21 protein-coding genes are annotated in these 17,428 nt (G+C 40.8%); 20 read left to right on the top strand and 1 reads right to left on the bottom strand.

The features are described from left to right. Positions 1–189: 189 nt before the first annotated feature. On the bottom strand, positions 190–879 hold the full coding sequence (locus tag AC3WU2_RS09225; RefSeq protein ID WP_492453436.1) for a helix-turn-helix transcriptional regulator: 690 nt from the start codon (positions 877–879) through the stop codon (positions 190–192). A 177-nt stretch (positions 880–1,056) separates the two neighbouring features. On the opposite strand from AC3WU2_RS09225, the gene AC3WU2_RS09220 reads away from it, so the two are divergent. The 20 genes from AC3WU2_RS09220 (at position 1,057) to AC3WU2_RS09125 (ending at position 17,386) form a co-directional block, all read left to right on the top strand. Continuing rightward, positions 1,057–1,437 carry a RidA family protein gene (locus tag AC3WU2_RS09220; RefSeq protein WP_018757202.1) on the top strand — a complete coding sequence of 127 codons (381 nt, stop codon included), beginning with the start codon at positions 1,057–1,059 and terminating at the stop codon, positions 1,435–1,437. A 27-nt stretch (positions 1,438–1,464) separates the two neighbouring features. Next, positions 1,465–2,748, top strand: coding sequence for an MFS transporter (locus tag AC3WU2_RS09215; protein WP_492453433.1), 1,284 nt, complete (start codon positions 1,465–1,467; stop codon positions 2,746–2,748). A 42-nt stretch (positions 2,749–2,790) separates the two neighbouring features. Beyond that, positions 2,791–3,741, top strand: coding sequence for a sugar phosphate isomerase/epimerase family protein (locus AC3WU2_RS09210; RefSeq protein ID WP_492453431.1), 951 nt, complete (start codon positions 2,791–2,793; stop codon positions 3,739–3,741). Positions 3,742–3,956: 215 nt separating this feature from the next. Next, positions 3,957–5,363: an aldehyde dehydrogenase gene (locus tag AC3WU2_RS09205; RefSeq protein WP_492453429.1), complete on the top strand. Its 1,407-nt coding sequence runs from the start codon at positions 3,957–3,959 to the stop codon at positions 5,361–5,363. Positions 5,364–5,393: 30 nt separating this feature from the next. Next, positions 5,394–6,071: a lysoplasmalogenase gene (locus AC3WU2_RS09200; RefSeq protein WP_492453427.1), complete on the top strand. Its 678-nt coding sequence runs from the start codon at positions 5,394–5,396 to the stop codon at positions 6,069–6,071. Positions 6,072–6,235: 164 nt separating this feature from the next. Continuing rightward, a complete protein-coding gene (locus AC3WU2_RS09195) occupies positions 6,236–7,270 on the top strand; it encodes an ABC transporter permease (protein ID WP_492453425.1) in 1,035 nt (344 codons plus the stop codon). Position 7,271: 1 nt separating this feature from the next. Beyond that, positions 7,272–7,946 carry an ABC transporter ATP-binding protein gene (locus AC3WU2_RS09190; RefSeq protein ID WP_018757208.1) on the top strand — a complete coding sequence of 225 codons (675 nt, stop codon included), beginning with the start codon at positions 7,272–7,274 and terminating at the stop codon, positions 7,944–7,946. Then, positions 7,898–8,107, top strand: coding sequence for a DUF5680 domain-containing protein (locus AC3WU2_RS09185; protein WP_492454025.1), 210 nt, complete (start codon positions 7,898–7,900; stop codon positions 8,105–8,107). Before AC3WU2_RS09190 ends, AC3WU2_RS09185 begins: the two co-directional genes overlap by 49 nt. A 243-nt stretch (positions 8,108–8,350) precedes the next feature. Beyond that, positions 8,351–8,872 (top strand): hypothetical protein, encoded by a 522-nt coding sequence (locus tag AC3WU2_RS09180; RefSeq protein WP_492453423.1) that lies wholly within the window; start codon positions 8,351–8,353, stop codon positions 8,870–8,872. A gap of 27 nt (positions 8,873–8,899) precedes the next feature. Further along, the gene (locus AC3WU2_RS09175) at positions 8,900–9,337 is read left to right on the top strand and encodes a DUF4830 domain-containing protein (RefSeq protein WP_492453421.1); all 438 of its coding nucleotides are present in this window, start codon (positions 8,900–8,902) and stop codon (positions 9,335–9,337) included. Positions 9,338–9,673: 336 nt separating this feature from the next. Then, positions 9,674–10,171: an NUDIX domain-containing protein gene (locus AC3WU2_RS09170; RefSeq protein WP_492453419.1), complete on the top strand. Its 498-nt coding sequence runs from the start codon at positions 9,674–9,676 to the stop codon at positions 10,169–10,171. Positions 10,172–10,227: 56 nt separating this feature from the next. Next, positions 10,228–11,196: a P-loop NTPase family protein gene (locus tag AC3WU2_RS09165; protein ID WP_492453417.1), complete on the top strand. Its 969-nt coding sequence runs from the start codon at positions 10,228–10,230 to the stop codon at positions 11,194–11,196. A 29-nt stretch (positions 11,197–11,225) separates the two neighbouring features. Beyond that, positions 11,226–12,134 carry an aminoglycoside phosphotransferase family protein gene (locus AC3WU2_RS09160; RefSeq protein ID WP_492453415.1) on the top strand — a complete coding sequence of 303 codons (909 nt, stop codon included), beginning with the start codon at positions 11,226–11,228 and terminating at the stop codon, positions 12,132–12,134. Positions 12,135–12,595: 461 nt separating this feature from the next. After that, positions 12,596–13,171 (top strand): hypothetical protein, encoded by a 576-nt coding sequence (locus AC3WU2_RS09155; protein ID WP_492453413.1) that lies wholly within the window; start codon positions 12,596–12,598, stop codon positions 13,169–13,171. Positions 13,172–13,391: 220 nt separating this feature from the next. Continuing rightward, entirely contained in the window at positions 13,392–14,390 is a 999-nt protein-coding gene (locus AC3WU2_RS09150; RefSeq protein WP_492453411.1) for a phosphotransferase enzyme family protein, read from the top strand. 35 nt (positions 14,391–14,425) lie between these two features. After that, positions 14,426–14,974, top strand: coding sequence for a GNAT family N-acetyltransferase (locus AC3WU2_RS09145; RefSeq protein ID WP_492453409.1), 549 nt, complete (start codon positions 14,426–14,428; stop codon positions 14,972–14,974). Positions 14,975–15,001: 27 nt separating this feature from the next. Continuing rightward, positions 15,002–15,580 (top strand): YdcF family protein, encoded by a 579-nt coding sequence (locus AC3WU2_RS09140; protein ID WP_492453407.1) that lies wholly within the window; start codon positions 15,002–15,004, stop codon positions 15,578–15,580. Between the two features lie 254 nt (positions 15,581–15,834). After that, positions 15,835–16,290 (top strand): 8-oxo-dGTP diphosphatase, encoded by a 456-nt coding sequence (locus tag AC3WU2_RS09135; RefSeq protein ID WP_492453405.1) that lies wholly within the window; start codon positions 15,835–15,837, stop codon positions 16,288–16,290. 26 nt (positions 16,291–16,316) lie between these two features. After that, positions 16,317–16,862, top strand: coding sequence for a GNAT family N-acetyltransferase (locus AC3WU2_RS09130; protein WP_492453403.1), 546 nt, complete (start codon positions 16,317–16,319; stop codon positions 16,860–16,862). Further along, the gene (locus AC3WU2_RS09125) at positions 16,859–17,386 is read left to right on the top strand and encodes a hypothetical protein (protein WP_492453401.1); all 528 of its coding nucleotides are present in this window, start codon (positions 16,859–16,861) and stop codon (positions 17,384–17,386) included. The genes AC3WU2_RS09130 and AC3WU2_RS09125 overlap by 4 nt, the downstream gene beginning before the upstream one ends. Positions 17,387–17,428 lie beyond the last annotated feature (42 nt).

Below are 17,428 nucleotides of genomic sequence, written 5' to 3'. Positions count from 1 at the left end.
GAACTCCAATGAATGCGGCCCAACCAGCTAAATCGGGGTATGAACATTCTTAACCCAGTGCTAATCTTTTAAGCATAAAAGAAAAAGCTCATCCCCGATTGATTGGGATGAGCTGCGGTTGGCACCTGACTGTGCATTAAGTCGGTGGGATGTCGTGATTTATATTTCGTGGTGCCACCTCAGATTCGTTTATTTTATTTTATTCAAGTATCTGTAGATCGTCGCTTCGGAAGCTTCCAAATGTTTGGCAACCTCGCTTACTCCACCTTTGAGCAGAAATACCCCTTTTTCGTTTAACTTTCTAACGACATCGATTTTCTCTTTAGGCGACATCCGCTCAGGCGCGATTTCGCTCTCGGATAATACGCCTTTAATCAATGATAAGAGGAGATCTTCGATGTTGTCCTCGAAGCTTTCCAGTACGTTAAGATCCAACGCCGATTTTTGCTGCTCCGTATGATTAGGTTCGTTGTTAGCCATGGTTGTAAAGTTGGCAAGCATAATGGCATCTTCAATAACACTTCGTGCTGATATAAGATCGGATAGATCGACGTTCACGCAGATCATGCCGATAATTTCATTCTGTTCATCCTTGATATAATAACTCGAAGAACGAAAAGGCTTCTTGTTCTTGCCGACGCTTTCGTAATTGCAGATGAAATGTTTGTCTTTATAGTTTTTATCCTTCAATACTTTTAAAGCAAGGTCCGTAATGGGGCCGTTCACTTTTCTGCCGCTAATATGTCCATTAACAATCTCAACGATTGAGTTGTCCGGCTTCGTCACATCGTGCAGCACAACCTCGCAATTCTTACCCAAGATTTCACCAATAAAGTGAACAATTGGGATATACTTCTTGAGTCTATCTGAATCATCCATTTTTACCACTCCTTTACCTTCCGGTTCTCATATTCCGAGTCTAACAATAAAGAATTATTATTTCAATAAAAAATTCTCAAAAAAAGTATTGTAATCATGAGAAACATGTATTAAAATAAAATCATCGCAATAATAAATTATCATCATGATAATTATTCACTATTAGGAGGACATCACATGCATACAACAATTTCAACCCAGAATGCTCCAGGAGCCATCGGACCTTATTCTCAGGCTGCTAAGATCGGAAACCTTGTTTTCGTATCCGGCCAACTTCCGATCAATCCTCAAACGAATGAAATGCCTGAATCCGTCGAAGAGCAAGCCAAACAATCGCTCGAGAATGTAAAAGCAATTTTAGAGGCTGCAGGCTGCAATTTGAAGAACGTTGTGAAGACGATTATCTTTTTGAAAGATATGAATACATTCGCAAAGGTAAATGAGGTTTACTCTTCGTATTTTGAAGGCAACTATCCGGCACGAAGCACGATTGAAGTTGCACGGCTGCCAAAGGATGCCTTGGTAGAAATCGAAGTAACAGCTTTTATTGAAGAATAAGAAGTTGGGGAAGGGAATGAGTAGAATATGAATTCGAAAAGTGTAGTGGCAAAAAAATGGTTGACGCTTGCCGTACTCATTCTGGGCGGGGGGACTATTTTTAAATTACCGTATCTAAAAGATGCGTTTTATATTCCTATGATGGAATATTTTCATCTAACACATACTCAAATCGGTGTCGCGTTGTCTGTCTACGCCTTTATTCAAACGTTTGGTTACATCACCTCGATGTACATCACAGACCGATTTTCCAAGAAGAAGCTGCTCCCCATCGCCTTGGGCGGAGTAGGGTTACTTGGATTTTACTTAACAACGTTTCCAGGATATTATGAAATATTGGTATTATGGGCGCTATTCGCTTTGTTTGCTGAACTTGCGTTCTGGCCCGTCCTGATCAAAACGGTAAGATTGCTCGGGGACAGTAATGAGCAGGGCAGAATGTTCGGCTTCCTGGAAGCAGGAAGAGGGATTGTAGATACGATTGTAGCGTTTACGGCACTTGGTATTTTCCAATGGCTGGGGGCAAATGCTGCGGGCTTAAAAGGCGCTATCATTTTCTTCTCTATTACGGCAATTGTAACCGCTATCATCTCGTACTTCCTTATTGAAGATGACATCATTCAAGATACAGATGAGCATGGCAATAAAATCAATCGAAGCAAGATGGCGTTTGATGGAGCCCTAAAAGCCCTCAAAATGCCTGAAATATGGGTAGTCTCATTTACGATCTTCTCTGTATACTCCGTGTATATCGGATTGACTTATTTCATTCCGTTCCTGAAAGATATTTACGGAATGCCTGTAGCGCTGGTCGGGGCGTATGGGATTATCAACCAATACTGCTTGAAGATGGTCGGCGGACCGATTGGCGGTTTCCTTGCTGATAAAACATTCAAATCCTCAGCTAAATTTTTGAGAATGACCTTTGTCTTAGCTATTATCGGTATGATCATCTTTATCATGCTTCCGCACGAAACGATGAATATCTATGTAGGTATGGCATTTACACTCGGTTATGGCGCAATTATTTTCTCACAAAGAGCTGTGTTCTTCGCTCCGATCGAAGAAGTTGGCATCCCTCGGGAAATTAGTGGTGCGGCGGTATCCATTGCTTGTATGATTGGTTATCTTCCATCCATGTTCGCCTTTACGCTGTATGGAAATATGTTAGATCGCACACCAGGGATTAATGGATACAAACATGTGTTTATGACTATGATTGGGTTTGCCGTGTTTGGTTTAATCATCAGTAGTTACTTAGTAAGAATCGTTAAGAAGAAAAGAGCGCAAGAACAAGCTCAAGTTCAGTAGTTAACCATATATAAAAAAACAGAATGTATGGAGGAGAGACATATGAAAATCGGTTTAGAAACAGAAAGCTATCACTTGCAGTTTATTACAGGTAGAATGGATATTTTCAAATTTATTCAAAAGACCGCAGAGCTCGGGCTAGACGGGGTTATGATCAATATCGTGAAATGGCCGGGATTGCCTGGATGGGGAACACTCGAATCGTTCGAGCCTGAATATCTGAAAAGAGTAAAGGCTGAAATTCAGAAATACGGATTTTTCGCTGAGATCGATACGAATGGTACGGATCCGGATCACTTGTCGCAAGTGATTGAAGTTGCTCATCAAATCGGAGCGGATGTCATCCGGACATACACGTGTATGGGCGAATACGACGCTGCACGGATGGCTGAAGCACCTGATAACATTAAGAAAATTGTTCCTTTGCTGCAACAATACAGAATTAAGCTTGCCGTGGAAAACCATGAGGAAGAGCTAGCGGATGAGGTTATCCAAATCATTGAGGAAGTGAACAGTCCTTGGGTTGGCGCTCATTGCGATCTCGGTAACGGCATGATGGCGTGGGAGGAGCCGGTTGATGCTGTGACCAAGTTGGCACCGTACGCATACACCACCCATTTTAAAGACCATATCATCGTTCATGATGGGGAAGACTACAGAGTATGTGGTGTTCCAGCGGGAACGGGCAACATCGATTTGGATCAACTGTTCAAAATTCTTGTGGAGAAATCGACATTGACTCGTATCAACGTAGAAATGTGTTTCCCATACGCGATCCATTTCAAAAGAGAGCCAGGTGCTGGCGGCGTGTCCAAAGTTGGTGAAGGAGCATTTAAAGTCGAGGAGCCACCTTATGACTTGTCCGTGATTAAGCCGTTAGATTATTATTACCCACCGCAAGAGCTCATGGAGCAAATGCTTGAAGATCAAGCAAGAGGCGTGGAGCAATCCGTCAAACATGCGCTGGCTTTGAGAGATAAGTATTGCCGGTAGACGCTGGCTACAGATTCGTGAAAGTTGCAGTAACCGTATAAAGGCTTTAGGACAGGGGGACGTTGCTCTATGCGACGTTCCTCTTTATTGTTTCCTGATCGGTTGTATTCCATCCAAGCAAGAACATCATGTGTGTTAAAACCCAAGTCTATTTCCCACGATCACACCACTTATGATATGGTTAATTATAAGAATGAGAACAGGAGTGCATAGGTATGTCTAACTTAGAACCAAGCTCAAACCTGCAGCACGAGAATATATATTCAGCATTAATTCATAAGCAAAAGGCCTTCTTTGGTACGCAGCAGACCAAGTCACTCGCCTTTCGGAAGGATGCACTGAGCAAATTAGGCGATGCCATTCGGAAATACGAGCAGCCCATCATTCAAGCGTTGAAGTCGGATCTGAATAAATCCGAATTTGAGGCATATTCCACGGAGGTTGGTATCGTACTAAAAGAGATTCGCTTCTTCTTGAAGCATCTACATACTTGGGCACGGCCCAAAAAGGTGAAAACCCCGCTCACTCACTTTGGTTCCAAAAGCTCCATTTATGCAGAGCCTTATGGGGTTGTTCTGATTATTGCGCCTTGGAATTTCCCATTTCAGCTCGCGATTGCGCCGCTGATTGGTGCGATCGCCGCTGGGAACTGTGCCATCATCAAACCATCCGAACTTACACCTAAGACATCAGAGGTCATGGCCGCACTCATTCAAGAGACGTATGCCGAAGAATACATCGCTGTCGTACAGGGAGATGTTGGAGCAAGCCAAGCGCTGCTGCGCGAGAAGACAGATTATATCTTTTTCACGGGAAGCATTCCTGTAGGCAAAGTCATTATGGAGGCAGCTGCGAAGCATTTAACGCCAGTCACGTTAGAGTTAGGGGGCAAAAGCCCTTGTATCGTTCACAAGGACGCGAACCTGAAGCTCGCGGCGAAGCGAATTGCATGGGGAAAGTTCATGAATGCAGGTCAGACTTGTGTAGCGCCAGACTATATTTATGTCCACCGGTCCGTTAAAGCATCATTGATTACGCACTTAAAGGACGCCATTCAACAGTTATATGGAGCGCACCCGCTCGATAACGAGAACTATACACGGGTTGTCAGCGACAAGCATTTCATGCGGCTCGAAGCCATGCTTCATGAAGGTACGCTTGTTGCAGGAGGCCGAAGCAATCGTGATACTTTACGTATTGAGCCTACGATTCTGACAGACGTCACAGCGAATGACCTCGTGATGCAGGATGAAATTTTCGGACCCATTCTGCCTATCCTTGAATATGATCGTATTGAATATGTTCTTCAGGAAATCGATAGCTGCTCGAAACCGCTTGCCCTATATATTTTCTCCGAGAATCGAGAAATTCAGCAGCAAGTGCTGACGCATGCTTCTTTCGGTGGAGGCTGTGTGAACGATACCGTATATCATTTCACCACACCGTACTTGCCTTTCGGCGGGGTCGGCAGCAGCGGTATTGGCAACTATCACGGGAAGGCCGGCTTCGATCTGTTCTCCCATCGCAAAAGTGTGTTGAGGCAGACTACCCTATTTGATATTCCGTTTCGTTATCCACATATCAAGGACGGTCTCAAACGAATCAAGATGTTTCTCAAATAGAATCTATCCCATTGTAAAGGAGCTGTCGCTATGAACAAGTACCGATTACCCTTACTTATTCTAGTCATGGGCTTACTGTACATATTCGTGATTCCATCTGAGCCGGTTGCAGTTAAGCTTCTATTCAAAATCATTCCGATGCTGCTCATCATTACGTATGCCTACGTACAAGCACCGCTTCGGAAACAATATTACGATTGGATGCTGTTAACAGGCTTATTCTTCTGTATGCTTGGTGATGCCTTCATCATTTTTGAATTTATCTTTGGATTAGCCGCCTTTCTCATCGGGCACCTCTTCTATTTGACGGGATTCTTCCACAAATGGCGCTTCTCGAAGCTTCGTTTCGCAACGATTCTCCCTATCGGACTGTACGCTTATTTCATGGGAGGAGAGATTATTCAGGCATTAATTCAAGACAACAACAAAGCTCTAATCGTGCCTGTACTGCTCTACATGACCGTAATTTCATTGATGATGTGGTCCGCCATCATGACCGGCCACAAATGGGCTATCATTGGGAGCATTACGTTTGGGATCTCAGACTCCATTCTATCCTGGAACATGTTCGTAACCCCATTCGCATCCGCGGATACGCTCGTTATGATTACCTATTACGCTGCCCAATTCTGTATAGCCTACAGCCTTCAGGCCAAGGCTAGCCAAGCTTCTGGTCATTCTACTGCCAGCAAAGGCATCCGAGGCTGATTCTATATCCGTATGGTTAAACACACGAAAAGCAATAAACGTTGTCCTTAGGACGGCATTTATTGCTTTTTGCGCTATTATCCGTAAATGTAATTCTCCGTTCATACTCCGTTCATAGAACAAGCATATACTCATGTTTGTAACAAAGAAATGGAGGGTTTTTCATGAATATGGCATGGAAAGAAATGAAGAAGAGCAAAGCGAAGTTTATTATATTAGGGTCTATTATATTCCTTGTAAGTTTTCTAACCTTTATTGTTTCGGGATTAGCCAATGGATTGTCCCAAGATAATGCGGCGTTGATCAAGGATATGCCTCAAGGTCATTTCTATATGAATACCGATGCGAAACAAACGTATAATCTTTCCCAAATAGATCCAAAGGTACAAGACCAAGTGTTACAGGAAAACAAGGATGCCGCAGCATTTTCCATTCAGATGGGCTTTGTGAACGATACAGAGGACAAGCAGCATACCGTAGCGTTCGTGACTTCTACGGATTCCTCGTTATTCGAAAAAGTTGGTCCGGGGGAAATCGTGTTAGACCGTTCCTTGGAGAAGGATGGCATTAAAGTCGGTGATGTACTCACGAATAATCAGTTCAGCGGCGAATTCAAAGTCGTCAAATTCGTGGAACAGAAGAAATACAGCCACGCCCCTGTCGCCTATATTAACATGGATAACTATAAAGAGATTTACCGTGCGAAGGGCTTGCAGCTGATGTTCATCCCTGGACAAGATACGGCACCGTCGATCACGGGATTACAATCCTTTTCAAATAACGAGTTTCTTAACACCATCTCAAGCTACAAGGCAGAGAATATGTCCCTCAATATGATTATTTGGTTCTTGATTGCCATCAGCGGCTTGTTGTTCGCGATTTTCTTCTACATGATGAATGTGCAGAAAATCGGACTATACGGCATCTTGAAAGCGATCGGAGTAAAAACAGGCACGCTATTCCGTATGATGTGGGCTCAAATGTTCTTCATCACCATCACGGCATTGGTCTTGTCCGTAGCATTAAGCCTAGGCTTTAATATGATTGCACCGAAAGGCATGCCGTTTAGTCTGACAATAGAAGGGACAATGCTATTATCCATCCTTTTCTTAGTCATCGGATTTATCGGTGCTACCCTCTCTGGCTTACAGATTCGGAAAGTGGAACCTTTACACGCTATTCAACAAGGAGACATGTAATATGACAACCTTCACAATACAAGATGTTACCAAATCATTTACTACTGGCGAAGTTACAGAGCAAGTACTCAACGGAATCAACCTTTCCCTGAAAAAAGGGGAACTCACGGCTCTCGTGGGTGCTTCCGGTTCCGGGAAGAGCACGCTGCTCACCATAGCTGCCGGCCTTCAACGCGCTTCTAATGGGCAGGTGCAATTCGAAGGGAGCAACATGACCGCGATGACGCAGGAGGAGATCCGAAAGATACGTGCTAGCAAATTTGGATTTGTGTTCCAATCTGCTCATCTGGTACCATTCCTTACCGTAGAAGACCAGCTCATGCTCATGCTCGACGTCTCAGAGTCCAAAATGTCCAAACGCGAGCAAAAGGAAGAAGTCGCCAAGATTCTCAAATTAGTCGAAATGAATCATCGCAAAGACGCTTATCCTGCTTCCTTATCCGGTGGGGAAAAACAACGGGTTGCTATCGCTCGCGCTATCATCCACAAGCCCAAAATCCTGTTCGCGGATGAGCCAACGGCAAGCCTGGACTCAAAGCGTTCACGGGATGTCATGACGCTCATCCGTGATCTGACCAAAACACTCAACATCACGACCTTGATGGTCACCCATGATGAAGAAATGCTATCTTATGCGGACCATATCATTACAATGAAAGATGGATTGATTGTATAATAAAGAGGAAGTCGTATATTCATGACGAATATGCGACTTCCTTTTTCTTTTTTAAAAATAAGTATGAAGGCACTCTGGACGACTTTCATGGCAAAGGAATTATTCTATTAGACGGTCACAAGGTATATGAATTGAGGTACAACGCCGGTGTAGTTAGATAGCCCCGCTCAGCTATTTTAGTAAGTTTAAGATTTCAGAACTACAATGAATGCAGACATAAATAAGTCTACTCCTAGAAGTAAAATAATGGTAAAATATGACTGACCAAGTTTCTTTAATTGACCTGAAAAGGCGTCGCTACTCAGGGGAAACTGGTTATGTTCACTTTAACGAAGAGATCTATGGCGTCGTGAATGTTGGAACGTTATTGAAAATTAATGCAATCATTAGGAGGAGTTTCAAGGATGCTAATTGATAAGTACTTAGATGAATGGGATTTTACCAAGAAAAATGATATAGAAGTAAGAATCCCAACACCTCCAATGATTCAATATCTTTATGATATTGATTATGGTAAGTCAAGAATGATTAAGGTGTTATTTTCATTACGTGGCCTCCCGAAGCGAATGGTCTCATTAAGAGGCATTTTTGATACAGGATTTATTTTATTAGAAGAGGACCGGACCGAGATAGTCATTGGGCTTGTAGCTCAACCTTGGAAGTTTAATGGGAACATCATAAAGTTGAGTCCTGAGCAATTTATGGTATTTAGGGATCAAGACTTCGTGAAGATTACATGGAATTTTAAATTTGAAAAGAATCGAGAAAGATATGTAAATATAAGTACAGAAACAAGAATTTACTGTACGTCATGTAAAGCTAAAAGATATTTCACATTTTATTGGTTTTTCATTGGTTTTTTCAGTGGGGTTATAAGGAAAGAGATGTTAAAGATTATTAACCAAGAACTTTTAAAGAGCAGCTAGGATAAAATCGTTAGAAGGACTGATAAATTGAAAATAAAGACAATTATTGTTCTTATGTTACTTGTATTAGCTGGATGTATAGAAAAGAAGGTAGAATCAATTGAAATTCACAATAAACAGCATGTTACATATCTGAATGACTATGGCTGGACTGCTGAACGGTTCGCGTCAGAAACAAAGTATGAAGCAGGAACTTTACGATCCTATAAAGAGCATGTGGGTAATATTCAAACTCAAGGAGATGTTGACTTAACTCCATTTTTTGACGGGGAAGTTATAGAAACTGGATATATACTGCAAGAGAAAACCGATAATTATAATCAAATTGTGGGTTACATCTTAGAGTCCGGGGAGGAAATAATAGGAGGTTATTTAGCATTTAATAAAGAGGTTGAACAATCGAATGGAACAATACGAATAGATTTAGGCGAAACAACCCCGATGTTCAATTCGAAGGCCAGATGACCTTTAGAACCTAAAAGAGTAAGCGTATCCAGCCAACCTACTCTACGCATGGAGGAAACTTATGTTTGAATCAATCCTATCCCTTTTAATAAATAGTATAATGCCATTTTCCCTTGGGTTGTTTTTTTACGTTATCTCACCATTAATTAGACAGAAAGACATCAAAGTATCAGAAGTTTCAAGAATAAGTGGAATTGTTATACTGATAATCGTTTCTATTTGGATTGTAAAGAGTTATTTGGATATCCTGTTTCAATCCTGAAGATGAGTAAGGCATAGTCAGTTTCCAATGAAGTGAACCCAATTTCATTACTTCTTATCTTGGAGGAGATCAATATGTCCAGTAATTGGGGAGATTCGTATACCGGGAAACTCAGGTCCATTTTAGGCAATCAGAAACTCATTATTCCGTCGATTCGAGCCATTATCACTGATGTAGAAAATAGAATTCTTTATATCGAACGAAAGGGAAATAAGAAATGGGCATTACCAGCAGGAGGAATTGAATTAAATGAATCCATAATGGAATGTCTTATACGTGAAGTACTAGAAGAGACAGGGATAGAAGTCATAAAGGCAACACTAATCGCGATGTATACGGGCAAAGAATATTCTATAACCAATCGATTTGGTGATGAGTATCAAGGATTTGAACTTTTATTTCGAGTTGACGAGTGGACAGGAACACTCTTAGCAGAAACAGATGAAACCACGAATATTGGGTTCTATTCAATAGATAATCTACCTCAATTTGAATCTGGATACTTTGAACAACATGAGAAAGAAGTATTAGAAGATCTTCAAAAATTTAATGGAACCCCAATAATTAAATAAAGATTTGTGAAATAAAGCAAAGAAAGCGAAACCCCAAATAGATTAGGAATGATCGTATGATAGATACTAAAATAATTCTTGTCGAAGGTTTGCCTGGATCAGGAAAGTCAGCGACTGCTCAATTCATATCCCAATGCCTTTCAGACAGCGGAATTGCGAACAAGTGGTGGTATGAGGAAGAAGAAGGACATCCTGTATATATGTTTAATGATGATGAATCTATGAAAGAAGTCATAAATGATCTTGCTAATGGGGATTATCAAAAAGTAGTGAATAACGCTTTAGAACAATGGAGGAGATTCTCCGACTCTTTAATGAGAATAGATCAAGTAATTCTCATGGATAGTACTTTCCTGGGGTATTTAACTTGGACCTTATTTCCAATGGACGTACCAGTTAATGAGATTGATAAATATTTGGTTGAAGTAGAGCGTATTATTAGTCCATGGAAACCAGCTTTGATTTACTTCCATCAACGTGACGTGCATAACTCGCTAAAAAGAATATGTGACAAGAGAGGAGATACGACTACAGAGCGATTTATCCAAAATGCTAGTGAATCCAAATATGGCATTGCAAGAAAATTAGTGGGATTTGACGGAATGGTTTCATTCTGGAAAGATTATCGTAATTTCACGAATAGCATCATTGAAAAAACACGAATGCGGAAGCTTTCAATTGAGAATTCTGAAGGGGATTGGGATAAATACCTACTAGAAATCATGGAATTCTTAGAGATATCAATGTCTAAAGAAGTAGTAATTCGTACGGAAGATATGGATTCTTATACGGGGATTTATAAATGCGGCGAGATGATATGTGAAGTATATCGAATGAATAATGAGCTGTATATGAATGGAATACAACAAATTTGGCCTCATAGCAGACTTTTACCAAGAATGAAGAATCAATTTGAAGTCGAATCATTACCCATAAAAGTAACTTTTAGTTCTACGAAGATTCATATGGAAGGGCCAAGATTATTTGATGGAAGTGTAGAGAAAGTGTTTAACAAGAACACATAATTAATGAGATTTTAATTGGCTGTTGGAGAGTGATTGAGATAAAACTTTCTTATTGTTTTAATGAAGATGAAACTAAGAGGATTTTCAGCCATTTTGGTGAGGAATTTTATCATAAAGTATTAAGGGATGTTACTACTTGTACAGATAAATGGAAATTAAGTCGGTTTCAATTCATTCAATCGTATTCTATCAATTGCGTATTCAAATGCCATTCAGAAATTTACGGAGATACTGTACTAAAAATAGGCAATCCTAGTAAACAAGTTTTTACAGAATTTAATACTCTTTGCGAATATAACGGGAGACGATTCTGTAGAGTCTTTGATGCCGATATTGAGAACGGAAATATAATCGAAGAGCAAATAAATCCGGGAATGACATTATGGGAAGGGTCATCACTAGATAAAAGGCTCTCTGTATTTTGTTCTTTGTATGATGGTTTACATATCGCACCTGCTAATGTTGATTTATACCCAACTTACACCGAATGGGTAAGAAGAATAACGGAATATATGAGCAGACGACAAGACTGTAAGGACTTGTATGTACATATGAAAAAAGCAGAGGACTTGTGCCTATCGGTTTCTGCGGTTTACGCTAAAAGAATGCTTCTACATGGTGATATTCATCCTGATAATATTCTGTTGCGCGGTCAAGATGAGTATATCATTATCGATCCTAAAGGCGTAGTAGGAGATCCTGTATTTGATATTGCACACTTTATCATAAATGAATTTGATGACGTCATCACTGATGAATTATATACAAAAATTAACTTTATTATAAAAGATATTGAAGCAAGACTTAATATTCCTCACGAAATATTGAGGAAGTGCCTTTATATACAAACTGCTATGACTGAGTGTTGGGATGTAGAAGATGGTTCAAATCCTTCTCTCGACAAGATTTCTTTTGCTGAGGCTATTCTCCGGAACTAGCCGCCACCCTCGGAGAAGAGGTTAAAACGTAAGTTAAAGGGGGAGGTTCCACCACATGCTGGGTCTACCAAAAGGGCAAGATTTATCGTCCCTTGGAATGAAAAATGGATACTTAAGCACGCATATACAGATGCGAAGACGGAGTTTATAAAAAACATTATTCTGAAAGCAAGACGATAAGTAGACGAGCAAAATAAAGTATGGGGACAGGGATGATTTAATGATAGCAGGTACTATAGGCTTGGATTTATGGTAAATAAGAAGCTAATTATTTGGAAAATAGTCAGCTTAATTATTATGAGTGGAGGCGTTTTATCACCAATGGGTCTAGCCCCTAAATGGATATTTTTTGTAACATTTTTACCAGGAAGTATTCTATTATTTATCGTTAACCGGTACGAGGTGAAATTTAGTAATAATAGTATTGATTAAGGTGGTTCTTATGAACGGGGGATCGATAGATGTTTGAATACGTGACGCACTATTATAAACAAAATTCAGTGCCTTTTCAGAGTTTGTCCGAATTATCTGAGGCGGAGGCGCTCAAAATTATGGGAGAACTTCGAGTTGATTCGTCTATGTTTGAGAGGTTTAATCATCCGATGGAATATTTGGAGAACAGAGCTCAGACAGAAGAATGGTTATGGAACAGTTTCATTCAAAAGGGCGGTAAACCTCCGGAACGGTTTCCAATTTATATGGTGCTGGGCCATTCTTCTTGGCTAGATGAGCGTTCATTCGATTATGGTCATGCAATCAATTCCGTACAAATACCGCTATCGATCTTTAGTGAAGATGATATTACGTTTACGGTCCCGGATAGTATGGTTTCGTTCAGTTATAACAAAGATAAGCCGCAGCCATATTATCGTCCTGAGTATCATGGGCACATATTCACGCTTAGTGAGGCTAAAACATTATTCCATCCCGAACTGAATAACATGTTAGCGAAAGAATTGCCGGAGGGTACTATTCCATATATTGAAGCGCAAGTGTGGAATCATCAACTAATTCGAACACATTTTCAGATGGATTAGATCGTTATATTTTTCGCATGGGGGATCTGCGCGACGCAGGTTCCTTTTTCATATGCCGCTAACGTTGGTAGCCTCTTGACTTGGGTTTATTTAACATCCAAGATAATAATAGCAATTATATTCGAGGTAACTATGCTGTGTTTGAAGACGTAGACTGACGATGGATTGCTGTTGGCAATAAAACTAACATGGAGATTTAACATAAGAAGAGGTGAATACCATGGAACAACAAGTCAAAGAGCTAATGAATGACCAACTGCTTGATCAAGCCGCGATTACTTTTGGATTACGTCTATCTGATTTACAGGTGATCGGTGGGTTTCAAAACTTTGTCTATGAATATGAGAAGAACGGCAAGAATTACATCTTTAGAATGACGCATAGCTCCCATAGGAATGCAGATCAAGTGCGTGGAGAGCTCGAATGGATTCAATATCTCTATGATCATGGCGTGTCCGTCAGTAGACCCATCCCTTCACAGCATGATCGACTCGTTGAGGTTATTGAACAGGAAGATTCCTATTTTATCATCACTTCATTCGAGAAAGCATTTGGTAAGAAGATCTTCTATCCGGAATGTATGAATAATGATTCATTGTCAGAGCTGTGTGGAGAGATGACGGGGCAAATACATGAATTATCTAAAAGGTACATACCCAGCAGCAAGCCAATCACGCGTCATCATTGGACAGATAATTACTATTTAACGCATATGAAGAAGTTCATTCCGTCACATCAGTACGAAATATTCGAGGGCTTTGGTCAGCTAACGAATCAGATCAATCTTTTGAATAAAGAGGCTCGTTATGGACTTATTCATGGCGATATCAATGTAGCGAATTTCATGCTTGATCACAATAAAATCACGCTTTTTGATTTCGATGAATGTCAGTACAGCTGGTATGTCGAGGATATTGCCATTCAAATTTTCTACATGGTCTATGTTGTGCTTAATGATTCGATTGAAGAGAGAAATAAACAGGCTAGAAGGTTTCTACATCATTTTCTTAAAGGCTATGAACGATATACATTCATGGATAGCGAATCGCTTCATCACATTGGGTTATTCCTGCAACTAAGGGAACTAATCGTTTATATTGGAATGCACCGAAGTTTTGACCTAACCAATTTAGATGATTGGACAAGTACATATATTCAGGAAAGCAGAGTAAGGTTGGAAAAAGGAATTCCGATCGTGGAAGAACTCTTAGGATTATGATTTTGAAATCTGATCAAAGAAATAGAGGTAGCTCAATGGAAATTAAAAAATTAGCGCATATAACTATGGAAGAGGTCGTTTCTTTAGGCGATTTTGGTTACGTTTCCAGTCAAAAGTATGAAGTGAAGAAATTGGAGTCTTTGCACGCAGTTTCTATCAACATGAATATGATCGATCTAGATGAACCCTATGTTAAACAAGAAATGAACGAAGAAGATGATCTTAACCGATATGAGGAACTCGTTAAGCAAGGCTATTCGTTAGGACTCTACATCGATAATAAATTGGCAGCGCTGGCCATCTCAGAAGCACAAACTTGGAATAATACGCTCATGTTATGGCATCTGCATGTTCACGAAGATCATAGAAGGCAGAAATACGGGCAAATGCTGCTGACCAAGGTCATTGAACTGGGGCAAGAAAACGGCTTTCGAGCGATAACCTTAGAAACGCAAAATACGAATGTCCCAGCGATCCATTTTTATAAACAATGCGGCTTTGAGATCGAGGGCATTGATTTGTCTATGTACGATTTAGGTGAAGGAAATGACGAAGTTGCACTGTTTATGAGAAGAAAGTTTTGACTCGAGGTATATAAAGGAGCGACAGACATGCGTTATCCTTTTGATTGTATTACGGAATTCATGTTTTTCGAGACAGGTGTAGAGCAATCGGATCTTATCCTTATCCCTGGCGGCAGCCATCCTCAACTCATGGAGAGGGCTGCGGAACTGTATCATCAGGGCATGGCCCCATATATATTACCGTCTGGGGGACCAACCTCTCACGTTAACTCAACAGAATGGGAATTTCTACGAGATGTCGGAATTCGATTAGGTGTTCCGGAACGAGTGATATTACGAGAAGACCGTGCTACGAATACCTTTGAAAATGCAAGATTCTCGTGGAAGGTCATTCAAGAGCACGGATTAGTCCCCAAGAAAGTCATCTTAGTATGTAAATCATACCATGCAAGACGTGCCTTACTTACTTATCAGACTGATTTTCCGATGGACGTTACTTTCTTTGTAAGCCCTGTTACAGATAAAACAGGTACAACCAAGGATAACTGGTTTACTGAAGAAACGAAGATCAAATATGTCATGAACGAACTCGTAAAGGTAGGCCAGTATTTTGCACATCACATCCCCAACTGGGTTAACCGTGAACGAGATATAAGATACGAATAGAGGTCTTTAATCAAAAACGATAAATAATTCGTTCACCGTTTAAGTAGGGTTGACAATATTGTTGACATAGCAGAGGCATACGTTCAAGAATCCAGGGGTGGATCTTCTCATTTTCCATGTGAAATGCATAATATCCCAACACCGACATGAGCAAGAACCCTTCTATGATAACGATAGCATCTTCCGGCATACCTGCAGACCCGAAATACCCATTCCCAAGAAGTTAAAGATTTTATTTAAAGGAAGTGTTCTCTTTGCCCAACGTAGAAATGACCAACATGTGCATGATTTATGATCCAACAACGGACAAGGTGCTTGTTCAAGATCGGATTAAGTCTTGGAAAGGCATCGCATTTCCAGGCGGACACATCGAAGATGGCGAGAGCATTATCGATTCTACGATTCGAGAAATAAAAGAAGAGACGGGGTTAACGATATCTGACCTTGAGCTATGCGGGATTGTATACTGGTACAACGATGCAACGGGTGATAGGTATCTCGTGTTTAGCTATCGGACAGAGGTATTCAGCGGCCAGTTGTTAGATGAGACCGAAGAAGGTCGTCTCTTCTGGGTGGATAAAAATGAATTATCGTCCCTTCCTCTAGCAGAGGGTTTGAAAGAACGGTTACCACTGTTCCTCGATAACAAATACTCAGAAGGCTTCGGGATTTGGAATGAACATCATCAGACGGAATTGAAATGGCAGTAAAATATGGAGCAAAAGGGGAAGAGGGAATGATCATTTTAAACAAAGATGGTGTCATACGTACCCTAGCCGAAAGCGATGCGCCGCTGATCCTGAAATGGCTGTCAGATCCTCGCGTTTTAGAATATTTCGCGGGCCGAGATAGACCTTATGATCTTGCACTGGTACGCGAACACTTTTTCAATGAAGAGGACGATGCAACGTGTTGTATCATTCAATACGATGGCGTGGATATCGGGTATATTCAGTTTTACCGCATATCTGAACAAGAATACGAGGAATACGGATATAGTAGAGAAGATCTTATTTATGGGATGGATCAATTCATCGGTGAAGTGGATTATTGGAATAAGGGCATAGGAACCAAGCTCATGAACGCAATGGCGGAATATTTAGTCAAGGAAATCGGAGTGGATAAGATTATCATGGATCCCCAAACATGGAATACGCGGGCATTAAGCGTGTATGAGAAGTGTGGATTCCGGAGAGTGAAGCTATTACCTGAACATGAGTGGCATGAGGGTCAGATGAGAGATTGTTGGTTAATTGAATATGATGGAGTGTCGGGTTCTTGAATATAAGATGTAAACATTGGATTCTTATTGCAGTATTACTCGCCATCCTCATCCCATTTACGATCAGCTATTTCAACTATACGAAATTGAATGTTAGCGACCAATATGCGGATGAATTTAGGAACAATCTATTCGAGACCTTGAATCGCAAAAAGTCGTTCACCATGGACGAAGTGACCCACTTCGCATGGGATCGTATGCATGTCTTTGGCCCCTACCTATCTCAGGAGCATATGCAGCAAGTGACTGGAAGTACATGGACCCATAATCGCACCTATATTGGATATCTTTTCGAAGGGTTTGATGATTTTCCGCTGCTAGACGAGGGTTACCACAAGCTGGTATTTGTCAATCAAGAGAAGGTTGTCCTGGACATTACATTAGAGCGCTATAACATCGACTTCTTATCGATTAAGGAGCTCATCAACACGGATCGAACCAAACTTATTGTAGAGGATGGGATTCATGTTAAGCTGGATCACGGAATTACCGTTCATACAGATGATTATGCGATTAGAAGGTAAGGGGGAGCGGGTAGAGATTATTCAAAGGGCAAGAATCCTGGT

It is taken from the genome of Paenibacillus sp. EB106-05-06-XG162 (assembly GCF_058791655.1).
This window is presented reverse-complemented; position numbering and strand designations above follow the sequence as displayed.